Source organism: uncultured Methanobrevibacter sp. (genome assembly GCF_900316895.1).
Classification (GTDB): domain Archaea; phylum Methanobacteriota; class Methanobacteria; order Methanobacteriales; family Methanobacteriaceae; genus Methanocatella.
Map to the genome: position 1 here is coordinate 1 of NZ_ONER01000051.1, position 24,903 is coordinate 24,903.

General features: G+C 36.0%; 29 protein-coding genes and 2 tRNA genes. 14 read left to right on the top strand and 17 right to left on the bottom strand.

All coding sequences use genetic code 11. From position 1 onward, the window contains the following. Positions 1-54 precede the first annotated feature (54 nt). Together QZN27_RS06470 and QZN27_RS06475 are read left to right on the top strand one after the other, a co-directional pair. On the top strand, positions 55-447 hold the full coding sequence (locus QZN27_RS06470) for a nuclear transport factor 2 family protein (protein WP_296785338.1): 393 nt from the start codon (positions 55-57) through the stop codon (positions 445-447). 224 nt (positions 448-671) lie between these two features. Next, positions 672-755, top strand: a tRNA-Leu gene (locus tag QZN27_RS06475). Between the two features lie 109 nt (positions 756-864). Here the strand turns inward: QZN27_RS06475 and QZN27_RS06480 are convergent. After that, positions 865-1,656 (bottom strand): hypothetical protein, encoded by a 792-nt coding sequence (locus QZN27_RS06480; protein WP_296785339.1) that lies wholly within the window; start codon positions 1,654-1,656, stop codon positions 865-867. A 237-nt stretch (positions 1,657-1,893) separates the two neighbouring features. On the opposite strand from QZN27_RS06480, the gene QZN27_RS06485 reads away from it, so the two are divergent. Next, positions 1,894-2,121, top strand: a complete 228-nt coding sequence (locus tag QZN27_RS06485; RefSeq protein ID WP_296785342.1) for a hypothetical protein — start codon at positions 1,894-1,896, stop codon at positions 2,119-2,121. A 36-nt stretch (positions 2,122-2,157) separates the two neighbouring features. Continuing rightward, complete coding sequence (locus QZN27_RS06490) at positions 2,158-2,334, top strand: hypothetical protein (RefSeq protein ID WP_296785345.1); 177 nt, start codon at positions 2,158-2,160, stop codon at positions 2,332-2,334. Positions 2,335-2,345: 11 nt separating this feature from the next. On the opposite strand, the gene QZN27_RS06495 is transcribed toward QZN27_RS06490, so the two are convergent. After that, a complete protein-coding gene (locus QZN27_RS06495) occupies positions 2,346-2,735 on the bottom strand; it encodes a helix-turn-helix domain-containing protein (RefSeq protein WP_296785348.1) in 390 nt (129 codons plus the stop codon). A gap of 145 nt (positions 2,736-2,880) precedes the next feature. Between QZN27_RS06495 and QZN27_RS06500 the strand changes: the two genes are divergently transcribed. After that, complete coding sequence (locus QZN27_RS06500; protein WP_296785351.1) at positions 2,881-3,528, top strand: nitroreductase; 648 nt, start codon at positions 2,881-2,883, stop codon at positions 3,526-3,528. Between the two features lie 282 nt (positions 3,529-3,810). Here QZN27_RS06500 and QZN27_RS06505 read toward each other — a convergent pair whose 3' ends face one another. Genes QZN27_RS06505 through QZN27_RS06515 form a run of 3 tightly spaced genes read right to left on the bottom strand, consistent with a single transcriptional unit; the run spans position 3,811 to position 5,784 of the window. Next, a complete protein-coding gene (locus QZN27_RS06505; protein WP_296785354.1) occupies positions 3,811-4,608 on the bottom strand; it encodes a class I SAM-dependent methyltransferase in 798 nt (265 codons plus the stop codon). 4 nt (positions 4,609-4,612) lie between these two features. Continuing rightward, complete coding sequence (locus QZN27_RS06510) at positions 4,613-5,305, bottom strand: class I SAM-dependent methyltransferase (protein ID WP_296785357.1); 693 nt, start codon at positions 5,303-5,305, stop codon at positions 4,613-4,615. Beyond that, complete coding sequence (locus QZN27_RS06515) at positions 5,305-5,784, bottom strand: isoprenylcysteine carboxylmethyltransferase family protein (RefSeq protein WP_296785359.1); 480 nt, start codon at positions 5,782-5,784, stop codon at positions 5,305-5,307. Before QZN27_RS06515 ends, QZN27_RS06510 begins: the two co-directional genes overlap by 1 nt. Positions 5,785-6,076: 292 nt before the next feature. On the opposite strand from QZN27_RS06515, the gene QZN27_RS06520 reads away from it, so the two are divergent. Next, a complete protein-coding gene (locus QZN27_RS06520) occupies positions 6,077-6,847 on the top strand; it encodes a V4R domain-containing protein (protein WP_296785361.1) in 771 nt (256 codons plus the stop codon). On the opposite strand, the gene cobI is transcribed toward QZN27_RS06520, so the two are convergent. Beyond that, positions 6,844-7,548, bottom strand: a complete 705-nt coding sequence (cobI, locus tag QZN27_RS06525) for a precorrin-2 C(20)-methyltransferase (RefSeq protein ID WP_296785363.1) — start codon at positions 7,546-7,548, stop codon at positions 6,844-6,846. The genes QZN27_RS06520 and cobI overlap by 4 nt on opposite strands. Before the next feature lie 85 nt (positions 7,549-7,633). Here cobI and QZN27_RS06530 point away from each other — a divergent pair, with 85 nt between their 5' ends. Continuing rightward, complete coding sequence (locus QZN27_RS06530; RefSeq protein ID WP_296785366.1) at positions 7,634-9,463, top strand: helicase C-terminal domain-containing protein; 1,830 nt, start codon at positions 7,634-7,636, stop codon at positions 9,461-9,463. A 1-nt stretch (position 9,464) separates the two neighbouring features. Here QZN27_RS06530 and QZN27_RS06535 read toward each other — a convergent pair. The 9 genes from QZN27_RS06535 to hpt all read right to left on the bottom strand — a co-directional run bounded on the left by QZN27_RS06535 (position 9,465) and on the right by hpt (position 15,206). Beyond that, positions 9,465-9,538: transfer RNA gene (locus tag QZN27_RS06535), tRNA-Arg, on the bottom strand. A 21-nt stretch (positions 9,539-9,559) separates the two neighbouring features. Further along, complete coding sequence (locus tag QZN27_RS06540; protein WP_296785367.1) at positions 9,560-10,516, bottom strand: topoisomerase IV; 957 nt, start codon at positions 10,514-10,516, stop codon at positions 9,560-9,562. Positions 10,517-10,527: 11 nt separating this feature from the next. Further along, entirely contained in the window at positions 10,528-10,839 is a 312-nt protein-coding gene (locus QZN27_RS06545) for a transcription factor S (RefSeq protein WP_296785370.1), read from the bottom strand. A gap of 61 nt (positions 10,840-10,900) precedes the next feature. After that, positions 10,901-11,326, bottom strand: coding sequence for an NUDIX hydrolase (locus QZN27_RS06550; RefSeq protein WP_296785373.1), 426 nt, complete (start codon positions 11,324-11,326; stop codon positions 10,901-10,903). 30 nt (positions 11,327-11,356) lie between these two features. Beyond that, positions 11,357-11,635, bottom strand: a complete 279-nt coding sequence (locus QZN27_RS06555) for a DNA-directed RNA polymerase subunit L (RefSeq protein ID WP_296785376.1) — start codon at positions 11,633-11,635, stop codon at positions 11,357-11,359. Between the two features lie 14 nt (positions 11,636-11,649). After that, positions 11,650-12,219, bottom strand: coding sequence for an exosome complex RNA-binding protein Csl4 (locus tag QZN27_RS06560; protein WP_296785379.1), 570 nt, complete (start codon positions 12,217-12,219; stop codon positions 11,650-11,652). 168 nt (positions 12,220-12,387) lie between these two features. Continuing rightward, on the bottom strand, positions 12,388-13,455 hold the full coding sequence (locus tag QZN27_RS06565) for a hypothetical protein (RefSeq protein WP_296785382.1): 1,068 nt from the start codon (positions 13,453-13,455) through the stop codon (positions 12,388-12,390). A 253-nt stretch (positions 13,456-13,708) separates the two neighbouring features. After that, entirely contained in the window at positions 13,709-14,635 is a 927-nt protein-coding gene (gene dph2 / locus QZN27_RS06570; protein WP_296785385.1) for a diphthamide biosynthesis enzyme Dph2, read from the bottom strand. Between the two features lies 1 nt (position 14,636). Next, positions 14,637-15,206 (bottom strand): hypoxanthine/guanine phosphoribosyltransferase, encoded by a 570-nt coding sequence (hpt, locus tag QZN27_RS06575; protein WP_296785388.1) that lies wholly within the window; start codon positions 15,204-15,206, stop codon positions 14,637-14,639. A 78-nt stretch (positions 15,207-15,284) separates the two neighbouring features. On the opposite strand from hpt, the gene QZN27_RS06580 reads away from it, so the two are divergent. The 6 genes from QZN27_RS06580 to QZN27_RS06605 all read left to right on the top strand — a co-directional run bounded on the left by QZN27_RS06580 (position 15,285) and on the right by QZN27_RS06605 (position 20,324). After that, on the top strand, positions 15,285-16,634 hold the full coding sequence (locus tag QZN27_RS06580; protein ID WP_296785416.1) for a signal recognition particle protein Srp54: 1,350 nt from the start codon (positions 15,285-15,287) through the stop codon (positions 16,632-16,634). Between the two features lies 1 nt (position 16,635). Beyond that, the gene (locus QZN27_RS06585) at positions 16,636-17,841 is read left to right on the top strand and encodes a tRNA pseudouridine(54/55) synthase Pus10 (protein ID WP_296785391.1); all 1,206 of its coding nucleotides are present in this window, start codon (positions 16,636-16,638) and stop codon (positions 17,839-17,841) included. Between the two features lie 4 nt (positions 17,842-17,845). Then, a complete protein-coding gene (moaC, locus tag QZN27_RS06590) occupies positions 17,846-18,313 on the top strand; it encodes a cyclic pyranopterin monophosphate synthase MoaC (protein WP_296785393.1) in 468 nt (155 codons plus the stop codon). A 68-nt stretch (positions 18,314-18,381) separates the two neighbouring features. Next, on the top strand, positions 18,382-18,543 hold the full coding sequence (locus QZN27_RS06595; protein WP_296785395.1) for a preprotein translocase subunit Sec61beta: 162 nt from the start codon (positions 18,382-18,384) through the stop codon (positions 18,541-18,543). A gap of 42 nt (positions 18,544-18,585) precedes the next feature. Continuing rightward, positions 18,586-19,410 (top strand): imidazole glycerol phosphate synthase subunit HisF, encoded by an 825-nt coding sequence (gene hisF, locus QZN27_RS06600; protein WP_296785397.1) that lies wholly within the window; start codon positions 18,586-18,588, stop codon positions 19,408-19,410. Beyond that, positions 19,407-20,324: a DNA glycosylase gene (locus tag QZN27_RS06605; protein ID WP_296785400.1), complete on the top strand. Its 918-nt coding sequence runs from the start codon at positions 19,407-19,409 to the stop codon at positions 20,322-20,324. Before hisF ends, QZN27_RS06605 begins: the two co-directional genes overlap by 4 nt. 53 nt (positions 20,325-20,377) lie before the next feature. Here the strand turns inward: QZN27_RS06605 and QZN27_RS06610 are convergent, their stop codons facing one another. Both QZN27_RS06610 and QZN27_RS06615 read right to left on the bottom strand, forming a co-directional pair. After that, positions 20,378-21,961 carry an AarF/ABC1/UbiB kinase family protein gene (locus QZN27_RS06610; protein WP_296785403.1) on the bottom strand — a complete coding sequence of 528 codons (1,584 nt, stop codon included), beginning with the start codon at positions 21,959-21,961 and terminating at the stop codon, positions 20,378-20,380. A 470-nt stretch (positions 21,962-22,431) separates the two neighbouring features. Continuing rightward, positions 22,432-23,301, bottom strand: coding sequence for a CPBP family intramembrane glutamic endopeptidase (locus QZN27_RS06615; protein WP_296785405.1), 870 nt, complete (start codon positions 23,299-23,301; stop codon positions 22,432-22,434). Between the two features lie 54 nt (positions 23,302-23,355). Here QZN27_RS06615 and QZN27_RS06620 point away from each other — a divergent pair, with 54 nt between their 5' ends. After that, positions 23,356-24,723, top strand: a complete 1,368-nt coding sequence (locus QZN27_RS06620) for an MFS transporter (protein ID WP_296785408.1) — start codon at positions 23,356-23,358, stop codon at positions 24,721-24,723. The last annotated feature ends 180 nt before the right edge of the window (positions 24,724-24,903 follow it).

Sequence of the window (24,903 nt, forward strand, 5' to 3'; positions counted from 1 at the left end):
TAAGTCTAAAAGAAGGAATTCCATTGCCACAACCAAATAAATAAAGGTTTTACCATGAAAATATCTATAATCAATAAAAGAAATTTAACTGACATTCAAGAAGAAGTCCTTGCAAGATTTATAGCCTTTCAGGAGGCAATGATTGAAAAGGATTTGGAAAAATTAAATGAAATCATATGTGATAATTACACTTTAACACACATGTCTGGAAAAACACAGTCAAAACAGGAATTCATCGATGAGATTATGGATGGAACACTAAACTATTACAAATCAACAATCAACAATCCTGATATAACATTATTTGGCGAAAATAAAGCCATATTCAAGGCAGATGTAACCCTTGATGCTAAAGTATACGGAATTAAAGGAACATGGACTCTTCATTCACAACAAACAATGGAAAAGATAAATAACAAGTGGTATATTAGCAAATGGGACAATTAAGATGAGATATTTTTGAAATGCTCTTAATATAGTTCTCCATCAGGTAACTGTCAAGTTGTTATCATAGGCGTCATTACTTAAAAAACCTGGTGAAAGTTGAGGATATAAGAACGGTTGGCCTACAATCAAGGGGTCAAATAAGATTACATATTTATACTAAAAAAAATATTATAATAATATAGTTAAAATCCATTACTTGGATTACTTTTTCAGATATTTCTTTTAGACGTGTATCCGAGTGGTCAAAGGAGTAAGATTCAGGGTCTTATGCATTAGTTGCTACGTGGGTTCGAATCCCACCGCGTCTATTTCTTGTTTTTTTAACTTTTAAAGAGTAAACAGTGTCTTAAATAGTTTATACAGACCGTTTTAAGGTCACAATTTTTGTTGTCTTATTTTAAGTGATATTAAAATCCTCTATTTGATTCTAATTACAATATTGTTCAAACCCAATATTTGGGAATAATCAATTTTTTGCGAAATCTTGTTTAAAATGGCGATATTGGATGCCATATCTTCATCTTCCATTACATTTATGCACTCGCCTGAATATTTAATTGAAATTAGAATATACTCTCCATTATCCCTAATAATTATATCAATTAAGTCTATATCCTCGTTAATGTTGATGATATGGACAATCATATCCTCAATTGCCATACTTACAAGAACAGATAATCTGTCTTCATTAAAGGATTTCTGGATGTTTTCAGATAATTTGACTGCATCCTCAACATTTCCATCAAGGGTGAATTCAAATACTGATGAGTCTTCATGTTCTTTAATCAGGAAAAATCCGGAATAGTCATTATTGCTTTTACGGGTCATGATTTTGGAATATATGAAAATAAACAACAAGGTTGCAAATTCAGACACCACAAGTGAAACCCAAAATCCTTCCGCTCCCCACAAATAAGTAAAGAGGTATGCAAACATCACTGGGAAAATCAATCCCTGAAGAATGGTAACCATATTGGCCAATTTATTATATTGGACGGATTCCGCATAGAACATGTACAGGCTATTGACTGCAAATGCAATGAAGCTAATTGAAAATATCCTTATCACGTTAATTATTGTTGGAATATCTGCGGGGTAACTTACATTGAATATGAACAATACTATTTGTGGGAATAAAATGAATAATGCTGAAAAAAATACTCCAAATCCCATTACAATTTTAAGGGATCTCCTGGTTACATAGTCCACGCCGATGAAATCCTATTCTTTATAATAGACGGCAGCAATCGGTAAAATTGATTGAACAGTACCTAAAATAAAAATGTTCACCAGATACAATGTGTTATAGCACATATTGAATGCGGCCAGACCCAGCTCCCCTAGAATTCCAATGATTAAAGCGTTTAAAAATAGCAGTCTGATTGTGGTGTATAATGGAATTGATGAAACAGATGAACCGGATTTGCAGGATTCAAGACAATAGTTTTGGATAAATATGTTCCAGTTAAAACCGGTGATAATTTCAAAGTCGTGTTTAAAAATAATGCCGTTCCTTATCAGGCATTTTCAAGACAACATTATATGCCTGGAATGTCCTTGGTAAGTAAGGACAATAACACATGGGATGATATGGAAGAACAGGAAAAAACAGTTTGTCTTAAGGTTTATACAGTTGAAACAGGATGGGGAATGAATTTTTTTAATTTCTTTTAGGATTCATCCTTAAGAGGGGAGTCTGTAAAAATTCTTGTGATTATTGGTTATGTCCTTGCAATATTATTTCCCCTTCTATTTCTTTGGCCACATCAGAATAATGTTGCCCGTGTAAGAGGACATCTGAAAAATAAGCAGGAATTAATTGAAGGTTTTAGGCAGAAATTAGATGATTTTGAAATCAATAAGCTGAAATACTGGATATTTCATTAAGCCATGAGTATCTATAGCAATATTTCTTCATATCCTTTTCTTATTTCTTCTTTAAATTCATCATCTCTTAAATCGCCTTCCAGTTCATATAATCCGAAAATTACCATTTCATATAAAATTTTATTCATTTTTTTGCCTTTTTCGGTTAGGTAATATTCAGTGTTTCTTTTCGAATCGTCTTCAATGACTTTTTTTGAAATCAGTTTCTGATTTTCCAGGTATTTTAAGGTATCAGACAAAACGACATTACTTAATGTTGGTTTGTCTTCTTTAAATTCATTGAAATGCTTTTTACCTGCAAACAGGTCTTTCATTATTCCAAAAACCCATTTTCTTGATAGCAAATCATTAACACAATTTATTGGACAGGCGTCTTTTCGATAAATGATATTGTTTTCCATGCTAAAACCTAATTAGAATATTTATTAAATAAGATATTTATCATTTTTTTAAATAGTTATTTAGGTTAGTTTAAACTAACCTGTAAGTTTCCACTAACTTTTTAGTTTATATCCAATATTGTTTAAAGTATTTGTAGGTGATATAATGAAATTTATCGAAGTTATGGAAAAAAGGCACTCTTCAAGAGACTTTAAGAAAGATGAAGTTTCCGAAGATACATTACGTGAAATCGTTAAGATTGCGGGCATGTCTCCTTCCTGGGAAAATTCCCAGCCTTGGAACGTTTACATTGCAACCGGTGAAACCTTGGAGACCATTCGTGAAACTTGGATTGCTGAAAACGATAAAAAAATAAAAGGATCAGCAGACATGAATCCCGGACACAGGACCAACTTCTCCGAACGTGGCCAAAAGAACATGGCTGACTTTATGGATGCAATCGGAAAATTTGATGATGATGAGGATTTGGAAAACTTCAATCATGTACAGCACATTCTGTTCAATTCCCCTGCAGTAGTCTATTTGACTCTTCCAAAAAATTATACAAAATGGTCAGTTTATGATTTGGGAGGATTTGGGATGGCTTTGATGCTTACAGCAACCGATTTAGGAGTGGATTCAATTCCTGCTTATGAGCTTGTTAAATATCCATACATTTTAAGGGATAACTTACCTATTCCTGAAGATGAAGACATCATCATGGGAATTGCACTCGGATATGAATCAGATGAACATATCAATGAATATGAATCCCCAAGGCTTGACTTGGATGAAATTTTAAAAATTAATTAAATATTTTTTTTATTTTTCTTTTTTTAGAATATTCATGTTTTTAATCTGATTTGTGTTAAGCAATGAACAGGACATGACATGATACACCGCAGGCATTGATTGCACCTCATATTGTTTACGCACAAAATGCATTGGTCAATATTATTTCCGATGCGCCATCGGGATTTGTGCTTTGCGTTTAAAAGTTCTGAAAAAAGAAATTTTCCAATCGAAAGTCCTATTGAAGATGATCCTCCACGATGTCTCAAATTTAAAGCCTCCTTAATTTTTAATCAATATTTGCTATAATTTTAAATGTAAAATCATCGCATTATTTCTCTTATCAGCTATTTTCATCGAAATTTTTGTATATAAACTTAATTTATTGGATAACATTTTAAGTGCATCCTTATAAAATCCTCTACACTCAATTAATTGGCAATTTGCTTTTTTTGCAAATTCCCTTGGGGTTTCAATGTAAAAATACATCAATGCAGATTTGTTTCCGGTTCTTTTGACATAGATATTTGAATATCTGATTCCAAATTTGTTGGTGGCATCAAATATTAGTTCGGCATTTTCAAAGATGTCTTTAGCCTTTCTGATGAATTCAAGTATATCCTCTTCATGAAAGTATTGGAACACTCCTGAAACTATCATTAATGTTGGAAGAGAGGTGTCTAATTCATTGCACCAATCAAATTTAAACAAATCTCCTTTTATGAACTTTTCATTTTCTCCAATGCCTATGTAATTTTTCCTTAATTCAATCACGTCAGGTAGGTCAACTTCGAAATAATGGGAGTTTTTTCTATCTATTCTGAAATATGATGTTTCAAGTCCCGCGCCCAAATTGACAATATTGCATTTGTCATGTTTGTCGATGTATTCCTGAGTCATTTGGTCCAGATTATAGGACCTGGCAACTGATGCCATCATTGTATATTGTGAAGATTTTTTCTCAATCTGCTTATCTTTAACCAGATTCTCCATTTCCAAAGCCTTCTTGTCGTGAAAATACTCCGGAAACATCTTAGAGATGTTTACCCTGGCAGTTAGCGGAATGAACAATGTATCTTCAACACCTTCATAATCACTCATGTTATCACTTTATTGCAACGACTGTTACCCAGTCAACGAACTTATCTGAAAATGATAGATTACTATAATCATCATTTACTCTGTTTTCCTTTCCATTGGATTTAATAATCTCTTGTTTCTTTCTACCGTCCCTTATGTACGCAGTAATTTCACTATAATCGTTGTTTCGCAAAAATGAGCTAATCTCTTCATCGGTGTATAATTCCATATCAATAAATTTTTTCCAGAATCTCATGATGAGATTATCTGATCCGTTTGACTCCATTCCAATTAAAAATGTTCCGCCGGGTTTCAGTACCCTTTTAACCTCACCGAAGCATTTTTCAATATCCGGCCAGAAATAAACGGTTTCAAAGGCTGTCACTATATCAAAAGTGTTGTTCTCAAAAGGCAAGTTTGCGACATTGCCTTCAAGAACCTTGACTTTGCCGTCATATATTTCCTGACGGTTTACCTCTCGGGATAGATTCACGCTTTCGATACTGTAATCAACACCGTATACCATTTTTGCCTTTTTGGCCATTCTGTTAATGTTTATTCCTCCGCCACAACCTATGTCCAGGACTATGTCATCCGGTTTTATGTCCAGATGTTTTAATCCCCATAGTGAAACGGGGGTGTGTTCCTTATTCATAGATTTTAATTGTATGTTTCCTAATTTTCCTTTTGGTTTTCTCATATTGTCAAAAAATCCCATCAAATCACCTTCGGGATAAATCTGTTAACTTTTTTTGAATAATCTGTATAATCCTCACCAAATTTGTTAGTCAACCATTTCTCTTCAGTTTTTATCATTGCAACTGTTAAAAATGCCCAAAAAATCACTGGCAAGATAAATAAAATGATATTTTGACTAATCAATATTAGTCCTGTTGCAATATAGAAAAATGCGGCATATATTGGATGCCTTACATAAGCGTATATTCCGGTTGTAACCAGTTTATTGTTTTCAACTTCCCGGTCAATTTTTGAGATAAGAACCGCCTGAATCCAAAAAGCGATTCCAGAAATTATCAATAGTATCCCAAAAATTAAAAAGACCATATTCAATTCGTTAATTTTGTAAATTGGAATTAAATGATAATATGAAAAAATGGAGGAAGTTATTGTTAAGATTCCAATTATCAAAACTAAATATGGTCCTACACCAAAAGTTGGCAAATGATTTTCATCCATAATAATCTTTATGTTTTTATACTATAAATATTTAGGTATGCCTAAATTTTATTTAATCGAGAATCCCCAACTTCTTAAAAGTTGGTGGAAGTTCAAATAAATTGTTCGATAATAAGTATACGAACTATTTTATTTTACTTTAAACAAACAGTTCGTATCGTTTTTATTCTTATTTTTATTAATTGTTCATATTTTATTTATATTCTTTATACAATTAACTAATTTTCATTTTTTAGTTACATTTATAAAGCCATAATTTAAGATTATATTATATACATTGGGGGACAGCCAGATGAATGAGCAAAAACCAATACAAATATTTTCGAACATTAATGATAACATTGGAGTCAATGTTGTAAAAAGTCCAGTAAAGCTAACAATTCTTGAGATGTTGAGAGACACCGAAATGGAATTTGATGAAATCGTCAATAATACAGGTAAATCAAAATCAACAGTATCAGTTCATTTGAAAGGCTTAAGAGAAAGCGGAATAATCTCATATAGGGTTCATCCTAAAGACAACAGAAAAAAAATATTTTATATAAATTCAAAATATCTCGGATCAGTCAACATATCCGAACCGAAGGAAATCGAAGAAACCCAATCAGAATATATAATTAAAAACATAATCGAAAATGACGAAGAATTCTCAACATTGCTGTTCCACACTTTAAAATCAATGCTTATTCAGGAAGGAGTGAACATAGATCCGATTCTACAGGCAACCGGAAACAGCATAGGAAAGTCAATTTTCAATATGCTATATGATGATGACTTGTATGTGTTCATGGACAACATCGCTAATTATTGGCAAAGAAAAGGCCTTGGAAAATTAAATTTCCAAGTCGGCCAAATAATCAAGGTTACAACATATGACTGTTTTGAATGTAAATTGCTTCCAAGAACCGGTAAACCTGCATGTTTTTTAGACACCGGAATATTGGAAGGCCTATTCTCTGCATTCTTTAATTTGCCGGTTAGCGTAATCGAAATCCAGTGTTATACAATGGGTGATGAAAAGTGTGTGTTTGAGATAGAACCTCAACACATCAAAGCATACTAATCATCGCTGAATTGAATGATGGTGGTTGTCAAGTAAGGCTTTTCGTTAGAAAATCCTTCAATTATTTTTTCATTTTCACGTGTGCAGTTCTGTACGGAATAGATTTCTTTAGGTCTTTTTTTATCTTCAATTGTTGATTCCAACCTGGAAGTGTTTCTTGATGCCTTCATAAGGACAATTGAATCACTATAATCCAGAATTTCTTCCAGTCTGTCATCAATTTTTGGCACAATGGTTAAAATATCGTTTTGCTCAACCAATGCCTTGTTTTTTGCAGCAGCACATGCGGTGAATGAAGTAATTCCCGGAATTGTTTCAATTTCATATTTGTCGATTAGTTTTTTTTGCACATATGAGTATGTGCTGAAAATTGAAGGGTCTCCAAGTGTTATGAATGCAACATCCCTTCCTGTATTCAGATATTGTGCAATAAGTTCAGAAGCGCTAGTCCATATCTTTTCAAGCTCTTTTTTGTTTTCAATCATTGGAAAGATAGGCTCTACTATCATCAATCTTTTATAATCTTTTCTCTCTTCAAGTATTGGCCTAACGATGGATAATGCAATACTTTCTTTTTCTTTTGATGATTTTGGTGAAAATACTACCGGAACAGATTTTAAAACTTTAGCAGCTTTCAATGTTACTAATTCAGTATCTCCAGGTCCTACACCAATTCCAATCAATTTTCCTTTTTTAGCCATATAATCACTTTAACATTTTAAATACAATTTTGTAAAATACTTGTCTACTACTTATTTATAGTACTACTTTACTAATATATTTTTGATGTCAAATTCTATGTTTTGTCCAAATTGTGGAATGTTAAAAAGTAATTGTGTTTGTGGAAAATACGATAGAGAAAAACCGAAAGGTCCAACTAACTTGTTTAGTTTTTCTAAGCCTAGAAAATCATCCATATTGGATGATGAGATTCCTGAGGTATATTCGGTTGATGATTATCAGCAGGATGAAGGAACCGCTGCGTACCTTAAAGAAATTTACCCTCACATCGATGATGAAATAATTGTCAATTTTCCATTTGAACAGCCAAGACTTGGACAATTGGAGATTATACAGGATATTAATGATGCAATTAAAAAAGGATATAAGTATATCATTTTGGAGGCAGGAACAGGAACAGGCAAATCGGCAATTGCCACAACACTTGCCAAAATGTATGAATCCGCTTATATATTGACAATGACCAAGCAGCTGCAGTCCCAATATTCAAATGAATTCTCCTTTCCGCTGGTTAAGGGAAGGGGAAATTTCGCATGTTTGCATGGTAATTTGGAGACAACATGTGACATGGGAGACTGCAAGACCACTCCAACATCCAGCAAGTTTTTCTGCCCTTATGGTGTTGCCAAAAATCCTACATTGGATGCAGAGCTTGCTTTTGAAGATTCATTCGGCGGGACCGTATTTTACCAGTCAGACGCTCACTGTCATTACTGGAATCAAAAGGCCAATGCAATTAACTCGCCGATAACACTGATGAATTACGATTATGCAATTGTCGAGCTGAATTATGTAAAGCATTTCGGAACCCGTTCACTTCTGATTTTGGACGAGGCCCACAACATCGAAAACAAGCTGATGTCCACAATGGAGCTGACACTGTATAACAGGTCTCTTGAAAAGGATATTAACAAGGTAATGTCTGAATCACTTTTGAAAGACGGCGAAATTGAAGATTGGATAATGGAAATTGATGCAATCAGGGAAGCTTATGAAGAAATCGAATTAAAGGATTTGAGCAAAAACAAGGCAGATAGGATAAAATCAACAATTGCCCGTCTCAAGACCCTCAAGAATAACCTTGAAAAGGAACCTAAAAACTGGGTCATTGACACTGATGAAACCAGCGTTTGCTTCAAGCCGTTGAGGGTTCATCATTATGCCAAAAGCAATCTGTTGAAGTATGGTGATGTTGTTATCTTCATGAGCGCTACAATATTGTCCCATAAGATGTTTTCCAAATGGCTTGGCCTCAATCCTAATGAAGTCTATCATATAAAGGTCGACAGTCCTTTTACAAAGGAAAAAAGACCGATCATTCTTAACCTTGCTGGAAAAATGTCTGCAAACAGGATTAAAAATACTGCACCAAAGACAATTCCGATTTTGCAGGAAATTCTAAAAAAGCATGAAGGCGACAAGGGTCTGATTCATACCCACAGCTACAAATGCCAACAGTACATTACCAACAACCTTTACAATTCAAGGCTGGTTTCCCATACCTCACAAAACAGGGAGCAGGTATTGAACTTCTTTGAAAAGGATGACAATCCGTTGGTTTTGGTATCTCCATCAATGAGTGAAGGTGTGGATTTGCCTTATGACAAGTGCAGGTTCCAGGTCATCTATAAAATACCATTCCCTTACCTTGGTGACAAGCAGGTTAACATGCGGATGAAAAGGGATAAGAAATGGTACGCCTATAAGACCGTCATGACATTGATGCAGGCTTATGGCCGTGGAATGAGGGCTGAAGACGATTCATGCTACACATACATCATCGACAGTGACATCAACATGCTGTTTAAAAGTCCGATGTATAGGTCACTGATTCCTGACTTTTTCAAGGAAGCGGTTGTTCGAGTTAAAAAATAAGCGGACCTGGAGGGATTTGAACCCTCGATCTTGGGATCCGAAGTCCCACGTCATTCCTAACTAGACCACAGGCCCCGTTTTAGAAACATTATTTTATTATTCTTTTTTCTCTTTTGAATCGACTGAAATTATAGGCACATCTTCGATTTCTTCAACTTCAGCGAAAATATCGTCAATTGATTCGCTTTCAAGCTTTGCATGCTCGTATTCAATCTCTTCAATTTCCTCTTCTGTCAGGGTTTTCTCTTTTGCATGAGGCAAATCATTGATATTTTCTTTAAATTGCACTTTTTTATTAGAAGCAGTAGGTTTTTTAAGAGAAGTTTTTAAATCATCCATGTCAAATTCGCCTATTTTGTAGGATTCCTTATCTAGGGGAATTTCACTTTTTGGTATTGGTTTTTGTGACGGTTCTTCAAGAGTGGCGTTTGATTTATCCTTTTTGTCTTTTTCATCATCATTATCAATAGTATTTATGCTGCTTGTAATCTTTTCAAAAGGATTTTTAATATTAAATAATTTGTATACTCCATAAATAAGCAGGAAAATTCCTACTATTAAGAAAATAACAAACATAAAACTGCTTTCACCGGCAACAACATTGTCTATGACTCTATCACTACGTGATTGGAATATGAATATGGATATGATGACCAATATGATTCCCAGAATTGAACTTATGATAGCTAAAATAGGTCTGCCTCTGATTTTTGCATTAATCATGCTATCAAAGTTTTGGCTTATGTCTCCAACCAGGTCTCCTTCCAAATCGCCATATTCATCTTTTTTGACATCCTCGCTTTTCGGAGCTTTTATAATAAAGTCTTCATCAATTGGGGTTTCTTCTAAATTAAAGGCATCGCCGTATTCAGCATCAGGATGATAAATGAATTCATCATCAATTTCTGATTCTTCAAAATCGGTGCTGGGTTCATTAAGATATTCGATTAACTCACTGTCCTCTTCCATATGTTCATATGATTCATCAGTGACATTGTCAATCATGTCTTTTAAATCGGAAATTCGATGCTCTTTTTCTTTAGAATCTTTCATAAAAAACCCTCTTAGTCATATGCTCTCCATGTATGTTTACATTTAGTACATGTGAAAATACGTGTAGGAGCTTCATCTGCACTACGAGTTTGTAACATTTTATAAGTAGCTTTATCGTGTCCGCATTCAGGACAGGTTTCATTAGTAACTGGGCCAACGTCCACATCTTCCCCAAGCATTTTAACGGTTTCTTCAGCTTTAACGTCTTCAGAAACTTTATATTCCTTAGCATTGTCTAACTCATTTGAGTATCCGCATTTATTGCATTTTAAAACGCCATTGTTCGGAAGCATCATGGCCCCACATTCTGGACAAAATTCCATTTAATCTCCTCAATTAAATTATATGTAAATAATATTATTCTTAATCTATTTAAATATAACCTTAAAAACTAATATTATTAACTTTTTTCAAACAATCATTTATTATTTGTCTGTGATCAAAAGCAATATCAATATCGCTGATTTCATCATGTGAAAAAATACCGATTTCTTTCGCATCACTATCTGCCTTTCTGGTGGTTAAATCACCTTTTGCAGTGTATGCGACAGTCACTGTGTGTCCCCTTGGGTCCCTGTCTGGCTTGGAATAAACATTGACCAAATCAATAAGTTCAACGTCTATGCTGGTTTCTTCTTTTGCTTCCCGTATTGCTGCAGTTTCCACACTTTCGCCATACTCAACAAACCCTCCCGGCAGTGCCCAACAGTCCTTATACGGATCATTCAATCTTTTTATTAAAATAAAATTGAAATCCTCATCAAAAATAAAGATATCTGCTGTTAAGGAAGGGATTTTATATTTTGACATTAAACCACATTAAAAATAAAAGTTTTGAAGCTATAAAGCTTCATCAATAAGTTGTTTAAATTCAGAACTTTCTTTTTGTAATTCTTCTGCTGCTTTTTTCAATACGCTTCTAGGTCTTTTTCCTCTTTTGGTTTTAATGGTCATTTGTGGTTTTCCAGTAAGAGGGTGATCGATATTGTAAACAGCATATTCAACATCTGGATCTTGCATTAAGACATGTCTTAAAGCGTTAAAAACTCCATGACTTTCATCCTCTACTTCAAAAGTGAGTTCTAAAGTTTTATCATCAATAATTTTAAAATTTTCCATTTTATCAACCTTAATTAATCATTAACATAGTTTTTAGAGACTTTACGTCTTTCTTTTTTATTACAAGTATTGCACTGAAGCTCATTTTCTTTTTGTGTGGTGTGCATGAAATCTCTACAACGGGTACACATGGCTTTTAGGACTCCGCAATCTTCATCAACTGTTCCTAAATCAACATTGTCTCCAGTTATCTTAACAACTTTTGCTTGGACGATATCTCCAATTCTAAAAGCATCAGACAATTTTTCCAAATAATCCTTTTTAGCTTGTGAGATGTGTATGGCTCCCATATAAGGTAGGGCCAATGGCCTGCCGTTGTCTTTCATACATTCGATTTTTACGTTTGCTCTTTGAGGTTTGATATCAGTTATTTGACCATAAACGGTATCTCCCACTTTCAAAAGAGCTGGTTTTGCATCTGACACAACAGAAATAACCTTCATTTTTTGATTAATTTTAACATTTCCAAGTACTGCTGATTTGATGTCGCCATCATCGTCATAAGTACCTTCCCCTGGTAGATATTGCTCGATTATTCCTAATTTATCTCCAGGCATCACTATTTTTTCGTCTTCTATACTCATATTAAAATCACCAAAAATATAAAAATTTCTTTAATATAATAATTTTATCGATGTTTATATTTAAAAGTATTCATAATATGTGTATTGGCTACACAATATCCAAGAAAATTAGTCTAAAAAAAGTAAAATGTTGGGAGTTAGGACACTCCCAGAAATTAACTAAGATGTTTATTTAACGGTAATTTTTTTACTTGCACTGGATGCTTTGTAAAAGCCGTTTCCTGCAAATTTGACTTTTGCAGTGTATTTGCCTTTTTTGGTTAATTTTTTAATTTTAAAGGTAGCTTTACCTTTAGCATTTGTTTTAGCAGTGATAGTTTTACCGTTTACTTTTAAGGTAACTTTAACATTTTTAATAGCTTTACCTTTATTATCTTTTAAAGTAATAGCATACTTTTTAGTTTTGGCTTTTGCTTTGAAGGTTTTCTTTTTAGCAGTTAATTTGGAAGCAGCTTTTGTGATTTCAATTTTATTTTTTCCAATCACATTATTATATTCAGTATAGACATAATGTGTGCCTGCCGCCAGATTTACTGTGATAGTTGCATAACCATCATTATCAGTCCTTCCAACATAATCTGTGTTATCTATCGTAAAGACCACAGTTTGCTGTGTTACTGGTTTATCACCGTCAAGAACTTTTATTTTAAAGGTAATTGGTCCGGAATAAGTCTGCTTTATATCTTGGGCTTCAAAGGTAACTTTTTTTCCTCCGATCAAATTCATAATGGAAGATATATCAAATGTTCCGTTACCGGTCATGTTCATTATGCTACTTATATTGAAACTTGTTCCGTTACCAAAAGTCATATTACTGTTCAATAGGTCTGATATATTGAAGGTTGTACCATTTCCTAAGCTTATGGTGGTACCATTCAATAAACTTCCTAAATCAATAGTTGTTCCGTTACCGAAATTAAATGTAATATTTGAAAAATCAAATTTAGTACCATTACCTCCGGTTCCGCCAAATGTAAAGCCTTCACCTAAAGTGGAATCTGTGGCACTGTTATCAACGGATAAAATTGGTTCGTCAGCAGTGTCGTCATTTTCTTCTAAAACAACATCATTTTCAACAGCTATATTTTCCTCAACATTATCTATGGCTTGAACTTCAGGCGCATCGTCAGTGATTTCAACGACATCACTTACATTATCTGCAGCGCTTGCAGCAGTGATGATGCACAATGAAATTAAAACCATTATGACTAAAAATATACTTTGTTTAATTTTCATTATTTTCTCTCCTATCTTGAATATATATTGTTTGATTATATCATATATATAAATATATTTAAAATTTTCTAATTTTTCCTTAATAATAAGGAAATTGACAACTCAAGATATAAGTTTAACGAACATTCATTTAATTATATATTTTAAAATAAGCGATTTTAAATAAATTTCAAATTTAAAAGAAAAATTCAAGAGTTTGTCGATTATATCCTAAATTTAAACATTTTAATAATGCCGTAGGGAGTTTTTCCAGTTAGCCATATCTTTCATGGAATAAAATCTCATCCAACTGATAGTTTTCCCATTCGCGCTTGTTCAGTACAATTTCCAATTCCTGTGGTGTTAATAATGGTTTCTTATACATCTGCGAATCGTCAATAGCTATTCTTGGACATGCACTCACAACAAATGCGTCCAATTCAAGATATGGAAGCAATGCATCAGGGGAGACATTGTCCATCAGTATGATATAGCTTTCCATGTTTGCATCTTCAAGAATCTTTTTGATTTCCTTTGCAAGCATCATTCTGTATAAAATCCTGTCTGCAAACTCATCCATGCTTCTTATTTCTGAGTTGTATGGATCCAAAGCTATTACCGGCGCATTAGAAAACAGCTTGATTCCCAAAGGATGGAAGTTTCCGCTGCCGATAAAGAGTATCACATCCACTTCCAGATCCTTGATTGATGAGAAGTTACAGCCCAGAACCTGTCCTTTTCTTGTTGATGGGGATGAACCAAGAATAACTTCCTTGCCGTTGTCTTCCAGAAAATCCCTTGTCTCATTTAGAAGATGCAGGTGCTGTGTTGTTGTTACGAGCCCTATTCTTGAGTAGCCTTTCAATGTTTCCAGGCATTTTTCGAGATCCTTTTTGATGTCGATTTTGGAGTATGCCTCAATGAAGAGTGTAGGCACTTCATATTTCAATGGAAGTGGCGTATGGCCGTAGTGAACAATCAAATCCACTGAACCCTTCATTTTCCAGTCGCTGACATCACACGCTCCAAAGCAGGGATCCCCTGAGATGACTACAATTGCCTCTGTTTCCTCTTCAATTGCTCTGGCTATTTTTGTCGCCTGTGTTTTAAGACCCTCCGGGAACTGTAATCCTACAGTTTTGGCATCGATTGAGTTGATTTTGCGGATTACCTTATCCAAATCCATATCATACATTGACATTTTAATCTTCGATTGTGCTTTCAATTACTACCTTTCCGTCAATGACATCCAATTTAACGATAGACAGCACGTCAACTCCAGTTTCCTTTTTAACGATTTTTTTGCCTTCTCCCTTGTCGATGATGGCAACTACTGATTTCAGGTCAAGTCCCATATCGGTCAATGTCCTAATCAGTGCCACCAGGGTTCCTCCGGTACTTACGACATCATCAATGAGCAGAATCTTTTCACCTTCATGTAAGTCATTGACATAAAGGTTTGATGAGCCGTAACCGGTTTTTTGATAAACTTCAGTTTCGCCGGGAAGGCCATATTGTCTTTTACGGATTACTACAAAAGGAATGTCTGTTGCAAGGGACAATGCGGTTGCCAAGTGTATTCCCATGGCTTCAACTGCAACAATCTTATCAATATTTAAATCTGCATACTTATGAACAGCAAGGGCCAATTCTCTAAGCATTAAAGGGTCCATTGCAGGAACACCATCACTTATAGGATTTACAAAGTAATTGTATTCTCCTTTCTTAACAATTGGGGATGCTTCCAATGATTTTATTACTTCTTCTAACATAGTACTCACACGAAAATTATTAAAACTTGTTAAATATAAATATATCTTAATATAATAATTAACTTTTCTAAAGATGTGATTACTATGCTTGGAAACTTAGGTGAAAATCTTACTAATACAATGAAAAAATTAGTAGGAATGTCAGTAATTGATAAAAAAACAATAAAGGAAGTTGTAAAGGACATACAACGTGCATTAATTCAATCTGACGTTAATATTAAATTAGTTTTAGATTTATCAAAGAAAATAGAGGAAAGGGCTCTTGAAGAGGAACCTCCAAAGGGCATTACTCCAAGGGAACATGTCATAACAATTATCTATGAAGAAATGGTCAACCTTTTAGGCAGCGAAGCGGTGGACCTTGACATTAACGACAGACCATATAAGATTCTGTTTTTAGGTCTGCAGGGTTCAGGTAAGACCACTACAATAGGCAAATTATGCCGATATCTGCAGAAAAAGGGTTTCAACCCGGCGGTAGTATGTACAGATACATGGAGGCCGGCCGCTTATGAGCAATTGAAGCAACTCACCGAAGAGATGGACGTACCTTTATATGGTGATCCGAACAACAAGGACGCTTTGGATCTTGCACAAAAAGGTTTGCAGGAATTCAAAAACCGTAAGGTTATCATTTTCGATACAGCAGGAAGGCACAAGGAGGAAGCTGACCTCATTGCCGAAATGGATGAATTGGACAACATCATCAATCCGAACGAAGCGATTCTTGTAATTGACGGAACAATCGGTCAGCAAGCCGGTGAGCAGGCAAAGGCATTTTCCCAGGCCACAGACATCGGTTCAATCATCATTACAAAATTGGACGGTTCTGCAAAAGGTGGGGGAGCGATGTCAGCTGTAGCTGAAACCGGAGCTCCAATCAAGTTCATCGGTACAGGAGAAAGGGTGGATGACTTTGAGCCTTTCGACCCTGAAAGATTCATTTCAAGATTGCTCGGTATGGGAGACATCAAATCCCTTATAGAAAAGGCAGAGGAAAATATTGATGAGGACGTTGCTGAAAAGACCATGAATAACATGCTGACAGGTAAATTCACACTTATGGACATGAAAAACCAGTTCGAAATGATGAACAGCATGGGCCCTATGCAGCAGGTCCTGAACATGATTCCTGGTATGGGAAACAAGATTACAAAAGAGGCGTCCAAAATGACTGAGGACAAGCTTGAATCCTATAAAATCATGATGTCTTCAATGACTGAAGAGGAAATGCTGAATCCTAAAATCATAAAGCAGTCAAGGATTCAAAGGATTGCCCGTGGTTCCGGACATCAGGAAAGCGATGTCAAGGAGCTTTTGAAGTATTACAATAACACCAAAAAGACAATGAAAGGAATCGGAAAACGTGGCGGACGTCTTAGAGGCGGAGCGATGAACCGTATGATGGGCCAGTTTATGCAGAGATAACATGAGATTAGCTGAAGATATTCTAAACCAGACAGATGGTAAAATCTGCAAACATTGTCTTGGACGCAAGCTATCCAAAACCATAGAGGGCACCAACAACATCGAACGTGCCGACAAGGTATGTGAGGAATTGGGCATTGATTTGGATGACGTTGACTGCGTGATTTGCAATAATATTTTTGATAAGCTGGATGATGACTTATATGATAAAATCGATGCCAAAATCAATCAGCTGGGCATCGAATTCAATACCTTTTTAGTAGGATCACAGATTCCAAAGGATATCCAAGAACGTGACGAGGAGATGTTTGAGGAATTCGATTTGGGTGTTGAAACCATCAAAAAGGAAGTCAACCGACTCATAGGCCTTGGAATTTGGGAAAAGTATGACAAGGAAGCCGAATTTGAAAGACAGGACATTGTTTTTAACATTGATTTAAGAAACGAGCCTAAAGTGAGAATTCAGATAAATCCGTTATATATTGAGGGGAAATACAATAAATATAAGCGAGGCATCCCTCAAACCAAATGGCCATGCACCAAATGTAAGGGCAGAGGCTGTGAAGAGTGCAACGGAACAGGCAAACAGTATCCGGAATCAGTTGAAGAGTTGATTTCTGAGCATTTCTTAAAGTTAACCAAAGGAAAGGAGGCAAAATTCCATGGAGCCGGCCGTGAAGACATCGACGTACTGATGCTTGGTTCAGGCAGGCCGTTTGTCTTGGAGATAAAAGAGCCTAGAATTCGAAATCTTGATTTGGCGAAATTGGAGGATGAAATCAATAAGGTCAATGAAGGCAAAACAGCATATCATGGCCTAAAGCTCTGTGAGAGAGGCCGTAAAGCTGAAATAAAACAGTCTTCTCCAGATACCTACAAGATTTATGAAGCAATTGTCGAGTGTGACGAGGCATTCGACACAGATAAGCTGGAAGAGCTGACAAAATTAAATGAAATTCACCAGCAAACCCCATTGAGGGTTTTGAGAAGGCGAACTGACATGGTTCGTGTAAAACATGTATTGGACTTATCATATGAGGTAATAGATGAAAAGTCATTTACCATGAGGATAAAAACCGAAGGCGGATTGTACATCAAGGAACTGATTTCAGGTGATGAGGGAAGAAGCAATCCGAACGTAAGTGAAATTTTAGGCGTCAATGCAGTTTGCGCCCAATTAGATGTAATTGAAGTAAGCGAGAAATGATAATATGGCAGATGAATTTACACATTTGACAGACAGTGGAGTGCATATGGTTGAAGTCGGGGCAAAACCTGATCAAAAAAGAAGGGCAATAGCCAGCGGAAGCATATTCCTGGACAAGAATACAATCAGTCTGATTCAAAATGAGGAAATCAAAAAGGGGAACGTGCTGACAACCGCTCAAATCGCAGGTATTCAGGCCGTAAAAAACACATCTTCAATAATACCTCTTTGCCACCCATTGGCATTGACAGGAATAGAACTTGATTTTGAAGTGAAGGAAGATGAAATCATAGCAACTTGTGCTGTTAATACTTTAGGCAAAACCGGTGTTGAAATGGAAGCGATAACTGGTGTAAGTGTTGCACTTTTAACCGTATGGGATATGGTAAAGGCTGTTGAAAAGGATGAGGACGGACAATATCCTGATACCCGAATAAGTGATATTAAGGTTATAAAGAAGGAAAAAATTTAAACTTTATATATGATGAAAAAAATAAGTATATTCATTATTTTTACAAATTAACTTAATGGAGAATTATTATGGCAAAAAAAGATAACAAGATTACAATGCCTCAAACCGGTGCAGGTTTAGTAAGATACTTTGATGAAGAAAGTTTAGGTCCAAAACTTTCACCTGAGCACGTTATTGTCGCTACTATTATTTTAGCAATACTTTGTTTTGTTTTAAGATATTCTGCTTAAGAATATTCTTAAACAAATTCACTACTTTTTTTATAGATTTTTATGTTAACCAAAAGAATTATTCCTTGTCTTGATTGTGACCTGCAGGTTCCGGAAGGCCGTGTTGTTAAGGGTGTTGAATTTAAGCAAATCAAATATGCGGGAAACCCTGTAGATTTGGCTACACGTTACTATGAAGAGGGAGCAGATGAAGTTGTAGTTTTAGATATCACTGCTTCACATGAAAGAAGGGCCACAATGGCCGACGTTATTGACCGATTGACTGAAAACGTGTTCATGCCAATCTGTGTCGGCGGGGGAATCAGAAAGGTCGATGACTACATCAACATGCTTAAGGCAGGCGCAGACAAATGTTCAACCAACACTGCAGCCATTAAAAATCCTCAATTGCTCACCGACGCTTCTAAAGTTGTTGGATCACAGGCTGTTGTAATAGGAATAGATGCCAAAAGGAGATATGTTGACCATCCGGATGATGCTCCTGATAAAACTGTTATTGAAACTGATAAGGGATTCTGCTGGTTTGATACAAGCATTTACGGCGGACGAGAGTTCACAGGCATTGATGCAATCCAGTGGGCAGTCGAATGTCAGGAACGTGGTGCGGGTGAAGTGCTTCTGACCAGTATGGATGGTGACGGAACTCAAAACGGATATGACATTGAGCTGAACAAGACAATCAATGATGCAGTCGACATTCCGGTCATTGCAAGCGGTGGCGTTGGCGAGCCTAGGCATATTTTGGAAGTGTTTGAAAAAACTGATGTTTCAGCAGCACTGGCCGCAAGCATATTCCATTTCAATCAGTATTCAATAGGCACAGTTAAGGAATACTTAAAAGAAAATAATGTAGCTGTTAGATTATGATTATCAAAGCTCCAATCGATTTAGAACTGACCCAATTTTCCGGCCAGACTTCACAGCCCCCTTGGAGGCAGGTTGATGAATCCTTTAGGCAGGCTGTTTTGGTCGATGATAAGCCGGTAATTTTTGATGTCAGGCAGTCCGGAGAGTTTTTGGATTTCAATTTTGATGGAGAGATTTCCAAAAGTGATGCCGTTTCCAAACTGAGCTACATTTATGATTTGGACTTTGATTTGAACAAGTTCTATAAGTATCTGCACAACCATGCGGAACTTGCTGAAATGAGTGAATTCTGCAATGGCTTGAGACTTTTTTTAGCGCCAGACCCGTTTGAATGCGTCATATCATCAATATGCTCTGCAAACAATTCCATCAAAAGATGGACAAAATCGATTTCTGACATGAAGGAAAAATGGGGAAATGAGCATGACGGATACTATACTTTTCCTAAAAGTTCCGTGTTAAGAAATGTATATTTGGATGATGAAGATGAATTTAATTCATCAGATATTGAAGATATTTGCAGTTGCAAAAATAATTTAAAGGAATGTGGCGTAGGATATAGGGCACCTTACATGAGAAAGGCAAGCGACCTCTTTACACTTGAAATGGACCTGTCGGAAATTTCAAACATGAGTTATGACGAAGCCTTTGAAACAATACTTGAGGTTCCGGGTGTCGGACCGAAGGTGGCTGATTGCATATTGCTTTACGGATTCAACTTCAGGCAGGCATTTCCCTCTGATGTCTGGATTAAAAGGATAGTGTCCTACCTGTATTTTGACGGCAAGGATATAAGCGTTTCCAAGGTCAGGGAATTCGGAATGGAAGAATTTGGTGATAATGCAGGATATGTTCAACTGTATATGTTTCATTATGCCCGCAGGTCCGGACTGATGGCTAAACTAAAAAAATAAGAAAAAATTGAAGATTAGTGTGCATTGAAACCTAATCTCCATAATTGCACTAATTAATTTCTGATATATTTAATGATTAAATATGCTCCGAGGATTGCGCTGAACACGAATCCTAAAAATCCGATTGCAGAAACGTCCCATATTTTTGGACCCTTATCTGCTAGAATTGCAATGGAAGAACCTATGAGCAATGCGGATACTATTAATGAGATGGATAACTGGTTTTTCAAATCATCCAAACCGGTATGGTTCATATTTAATTCCAATTCGCCTTTTTCGACTTTATCAAGAGTGCTGTTGAGTCTGTCAGGCAAATCCTTTAACAAATGTTCGATTTCCACAATATAGTTAAATCCGCCACTTGCAAGACTTCCAGGTTCGAATTTTGATTTAATCATGTCCTTAGCGAATTTTTCAAGTTCAGTGGTGAGATTGAAGTGTGGATCTAATTTGTTTCCAGCTTCTTCAATGAGCAGTATTCCTCTTCCAATCATAACGAATTCACTTGGAAGGATGATATTGTGTTTAATCATTACATTCATCAGGTTGTCGAATATTCCATCCATCTGATCTAATTCAACGCCGATGTAGGTGTTCAATAGTTCATCCACATCCTCTTTAAACTCATCAGTGTTCTGTTCTGGAGTGATGATGTTCATATAGAGCAGTTGATTGATTAAATGATGTGAATTCCCACCCAACAAAAGCAATATCAATTGGGCGAAGTTTGACCTGAAAGTGTCGTTTACCACTCCCATCATTCCGAAATCAATGTAACAGAGCTTTGCATCACGTGTTACAAACAGGTTACCTGGGTGAGGGTCTGCATGGAAAAATCCGTCAATCAAAACTTGCTTTAAATATGATTGGGTTCCATACTGGGCGATTAAATTATTGTCGATGCCTTCAATTTCATGGTCTATCAAATCGGTTACTTCGTATCCGTCAATAAGCTCCATGTTTATGAGTTTGGAAGTACAGAGCTCAGGATAAACTTCAGGTATCTTGATGTAGTCAATCTCTTCAAAGTTTTTGGTAATCTTTCCGATATTTCTGACCTCTTCCATGTAGTCCAATTCCTTGAAGATTGACCTTTCAAATTCCTTAGCCATTGCAGGTAAATTGTATGTCCTTGATTTTGTGACGTGATTGTCAACTGTTCCGGCCAGCCTGTTTAATATTTTTACATCCGGCACAATGACGTCATATATGCCTGGCTTTTGAACCTTAACGGCAACTTCCATGTCACTTTCCTTTAATGTTGCCTTATAAACCTGACCGATTGACGCAGAACCGAGAGGCTCTTCATTGAATTCGGAGTACACTTCCTCCAGCGGTTGACCGAGTTCCTTTTCAATTACTTCTCTCATTTCGTCAAATGGGGTTACGGGAGTGTTGTCCCTGAGCATCTTTAGGTCATCAGCTATTTCATTACCGACCATATCTGGCCTTGTGGCTAGCAGTTGACCTAATTTGATGAATGCAGGACCCAATTCCTCCAATGCATATCTCAAATCTGAAACCTCAAAATTTTCATCAGGTTCGTTTTTAAGTAAGTTTGCTAAGTGGTGCCTTTTTGCAACACCCATAATTTCATCAAAACGTTTCCTTGCAGCTTTTTTTTCTTCCTTAGACATATTATTGCTCCCAATTTAAAAATAAAAAATCGTTTTGAGTTTAATAATTCAAAACTTGACAGGTATTTCATAAAGTTAATCTTTTTTTAAAAATATGAAATAAACAATACCTATTTATAAATTTAACATTTAAATATGTGTCGATTTATAGATTATATCTATTATATTTACTAAAATATTAAACAAATTGTCGAAAAACATAATTGTTCAATTTTTTTATAATTATTTTTTATGAACATATGATATGCCCATTTGATTTTTAATAATTTTTTCATTATTTAAAAATATGATTGTTTTGGTTCAGCAGATAAGATAAGATTTGTTCAAGTTATGCCCGGATAGTTGAAAAATGTTAAAAAAAATGTAAAATAGAGGTGATGGTCTCTATTTTTTCAATGTTACTTTTGCAGTACTTTTTTGCGGTTTTTGCTTAAGGTTTTTTTTAATTTAGACTTGTTGTTTCAATGGTTTTACCATAATTTCTCGGTTTTCTCCTCAAACCACCCCTTCCTGGTTCCAACATAATACAGTCCCAATGCTGAGATTAGGGTAACAATGATGGTAGAAGCAAAGTCGTAAGGAGTAATTACGGATGAGCTTACCTCAAATCCTAAAGCTACAGCATATGCACTCATTAAATTATTCACGCTGTGGAGTGCGGAAGAAACTTCCAAACCATTGCTGCGCCAAGCTAAAAATCCTAAAAAAATTCCTTGCACGAATACTCCGATTACTCCCAAAATGCTGTAGGGATGCAATGATGTAAATACTATGGATTGGAGAATAATCGCCAGAACAGGTATTTTAAACCATGATCCGAAGGTTTGCATAATTAAACCGCGCATTATGTATTCTTCAGCAATACATTGTAAAGGTATAATGATTAGGCATATGACAAAAAATGTCGGTGTCAGTGTATTTGGACCTCTTTGCCCATGTATCAGGGCAGTTATGATTTCGTAGATTAGGTATACAGCCAATGGAATGGAAAGCGCTTTAAAAAATAGTTTCCAGTTCCAGCCTCCACGGGATGATGAATAGGAAGAAAATGGCCTGTCCCGAACAATTTTGCTTGCAATATAAAGTGAAGGAATAAAAATTGCCACAGACAGATAACCGATGTAGCTTCCAACTTCAGAATTCAATGATTCATATCCTTGTGTCACTAATGCGAAAATATTGTCGAAACCGTAAGCCTGGCCAAAAATCACCAATATCAAAGCTTGCAATAGTATGTATACAATTGTTCCGATTATGAATACTAGGATTGGCTTATACCATTTATATTTTTCAAAAGTTCTTGGAAATGTGATATATTCCGGAAAGTTGTTTTCGCTCATAATTATAGTTTATATTAAAAAATATTTAAACTTCATCATGGATATATAATAGTGATGGAGAAGAAAAATTTACTCTTATTGATTTGTACGGTATTGTCATTTTTCACGGTTTTTGCGGTCAATGCAGTGACCATTGTCATTCCATCAATTGCAACAGAATTTCACATGAGCAATATCGTTCAAAACTGGGTAACAATTATTTTTTTGCTGGTTGTGGCAGTTCTATCGGTTCCGGCCGGCCAAATTTCAGGCAAATATGGCCTTAAGAGAGTCACAAACATAAGCATTATTCTATTTATCATTATTTCCATTGTCAATGTGCTTGTAGTTTCACAGGAACAGTTCCTTGTATGCAGGTTTATTTTGGGAATATCTCTGGCTTTCATCAATGTCACCTCGATGGCAATGATAGTGTCTGCGTTTCCCCCTGAGGAACGCGGAAAGGCATTGGGGATTAACATCACTGGAGTCTATGTGGGACTTTCTTTGTCTCCGGTATTGGGAGGGATCCTGAATTACAATCTGGGCTGGAGATCTGTAGTGCTTTTTGGAGTTCCGTTTCTCTTTGTGATTCTTGCATTGCTTTTAACAAGAATCGATGAGGAATGGATTTCATTTGAGGGCATTCCATTGGACATCAAGGGGTCATTGACATATGGAATCGGAATGGTGCTCTTCATGTACGGCTTTACCATTCTCAACACTCAATTGGGAATTGCCCTGACTGTATTGGGAGTCATAATCCTGGCGATATTCGGACTAATCGAGCTTAGGCAGTCACATCCTGTATTCGACATAAGGTTCTTTAAGAATCACAAGTTCCTCTCAGCCAATTTCGCATCACTGTGTGCATACCTGGCCACATATGCCGTTACAACAATTCTTAATTATCATCTGCAGTACATCAAGGGATTCGATTCACAGACTGCAGGAATGATACTGCTTGTGGCACCGCTCTGTCAGGTGGTTCTTGCTCCGATTGCAGGAAGACTGTCCGACAGGTTCGTGCCCCAAATCCTGGCGGCAATCGGAATGGGGCTTGGAACTCTTTCGCTGTTTCTGTTCTCGTCTCTGGATGCGGCAACCCCAATGGAATTTTTGATGGTATCCATGGTAATCTATGGTGTAGGATTCGGACTATTTTCACCGCCGAATACGAATGTCATAATGGGATCCGTTCCGCCTAAGGACACATCAGTGGCATCAGCTGCCGTTGCGACAATGCGTACAGTCGGCCAGGCAATGAGTATGGGAATATTGACACTTGTGTTTGCGTTTATAATGGGTGACGTTCCGATAATCCAGCAGCACTATCCTCTGCTGATTCAAAGCTGTCAGATAACCTGCATCATCTGTGTGGTGTTGTGCATTGCATCTGTATTCGCTTCATTTGTCGGAATCAGGGCGAAAACTTCAGAATAATTCGATGCTTAACATTGAGTACTTATAGGATGTGCATTATATAATAACATAGTTATGGAAAGGAAATATCGATTCTTAACAGACAAGTATTACGAGCTGCTCCTGCCTACATTGTTTATGGTGATGTCCGAAAAGATAGCGGTTGTTATAGATGTAGTCGTAATTGCACTGCTTATCGGA

What these genes read in the sequence shown, in the direction of transcription:
- QZN27_RS06470 (WP_296785338.1), top strand. Translation starts at nt 55, where the DNA reads ATGAAAATATCTATAATCAATAAAAGAAATTTAACTGACATTCAAGAA.
- QZN27_RS06495 (WP_296785348.1), bottom strand. Translation starts at nt 2,735, where the DNA reads ATGGAAAACAATATCATTTATCGAAAAGACGCCTGTCCAATAAATTGT.
- QZN27_RS06500 (WP_296785351.1), top strand. Translation starts at nt 2,881, where the DNA reads ATGAAATTTATCGAAGTTATGGAAAAAAGGCACTCTTCAAGAGACTTT.
- QZN27_RS06505 (WP_296785354.1), bottom strand. Translation starts at nt 4,608, where the DNA reads ATGAGTGATTATGAAGGTGTTGAAGATACATTGTTCATTCCGCTAACT.
- QZN27_RS06510 (WP_296785357.1), bottom strand. Translation starts at nt 5,305, where the DNA reads ATGGGATTTTTTGACAATATGAGAAAACCAAAAGGAAAATTAGGAAAC.
- QZN27_RS06515 (WP_296785359.1), bottom strand. Translation starts at nt 5,784, where the DNA reads ATGGATGAAAATCATTTGCCAACTTTTGGTGTAGGACCATATTTAGTT.
- QZN27_RS06520 (WP_296785361.1), top strand. Translation starts at nt 6,077, where the DNA reads ATGAATGAGCAAAAACCAATACAAATATTTTCGAACATTAATGATAAC.
- cobI (WP_296785363.1), bottom strand. Translation starts at nt 7,548, where the DNA reads ATGGCTAAAAAAGGAAAATTGATTGGAATTGGTGTAGGACCTGGAGAT.
- QZN27_RS06530 (WP_296785366.1), top strand. Translation starts at nt 7,634, where the DNA reads ATGTCAAATTCTATGTTTTGTCCAAATTGTGGAATGTTAAAAAGTAAT.
- QZN27_RS06540 (WP_296785367.1), bottom strand. Translation starts at nt 10,516, where the DNA reads ATGAAAGATTCTAAAGAAAAAGAGCATCGAATTTCCGATTTAAAAGAC.
- QZN27_RS06545 (WP_296785370.1), bottom strand. Translation starts at nt 10,839, where the DNA reads ATGGAATTTTGTCCAGAATGTGGGGCCATGATGCTTCCGAACAATGGC.
- QZN27_RS06550 (WP_296785373.1), bottom strand. Translation starts at nt 11,326, where the DNA reads ATGTCAAAATATAAAATCCCTTCCTTAACAGCAGATATCTTTATTTTT.
- QZN27_RS06555 (WP_296785376.1), bottom strand. Translation starts at nt 11,635, where the DNA reads ATGGAAAATTTTAAAATTATTGATGATAAAACTTTAGAACTCACTTTT.
- QZN27_RS06560 (WP_296785379.1), bottom strand. Translation starts at nt 12,219, where the DNA reads ATGAGTATAGAAGACGAAAAAATAGTGATGCCTGGAGATAAATTAGGA.
- QZN27_RS06565 (WP_296785382.1), bottom strand. Translation starts at nt 13,455, where the DNA reads ATGAAAATTAAACAAAGTATATTTTTAGTCATAATGGTTTTAATTTCA.
- dph2 (WP_296785385.1), bottom strand. Translation starts at nt 14,635, where the DNA reads ATGTCAATGTATGATATGGATTTGGATAAGGTAATCCGCAAAATCAAC.
- hpt (WP_296785388.1), bottom strand. Translation starts at nt 15,206, where the DNA reads ATGTTAGAAGAAGTAATAAAATCATTGGAAGCATCCCCAATTGTTAAG.
- QZN27_RS06585 (WP_296785391.1), top strand. Translation starts at nt 16,636, where the DNA reads ATGAGATTAGCTGAAGATATTCTAAACCAGACAGATGGTAAAATCTGC.
- moaC (WP_296785393.1), top strand. Translation starts at nt 17,846, where the DNA reads ATGGCAGATGAATTTACACATTTGACAGACAGTGGAGTGCATATGGTT.
- QZN27_RS06595 (WP_296785395.1), top strand. Translation starts at nt 18,382, where the DNA reads ATGGCAAAAAAAGATAACAAGATTACAATGCCTCAAACCGGTGCAGGT.
- hisF (WP_296785397.1), top strand. Translation starts at nt 18,586, where the DNA reads ATGTTAACCAAAAGAATTATTCCTTGTCTTGATTGTGACCTGCAGGTT.
- QZN27_RS06605 (WP_296785400.1), top strand. Translation starts at nt 19,407, where the DNA reads ATGATTATCAAAGCTCCAATCGATTTAGAACTGACCCAATTTTCCGGC.
- QZN27_RS06610 (WP_296785403.1), bottom strand. Translation starts at nt 21,961, where the DNA reads ATGTCTAAGGAAGAAAAAAAAGCTGCAAGGAAACGTTTTGATGAAATT.
- QZN27_RS06615 (WP_296785405.1), bottom strand. Translation starts at nt 23,301, where the DNA reads ATGAGCGAAAACAACTTTCCGGAATATATCACATTTCCAAGAACTTTT.
- QZN27_RS06620 (WP_296785408.1), top strand. Translation starts at nt 23,356, where the DNA reads ATGGAGAAGAAAAATTTACTCTTATTGATTTGTACGGTATTGTCATTT.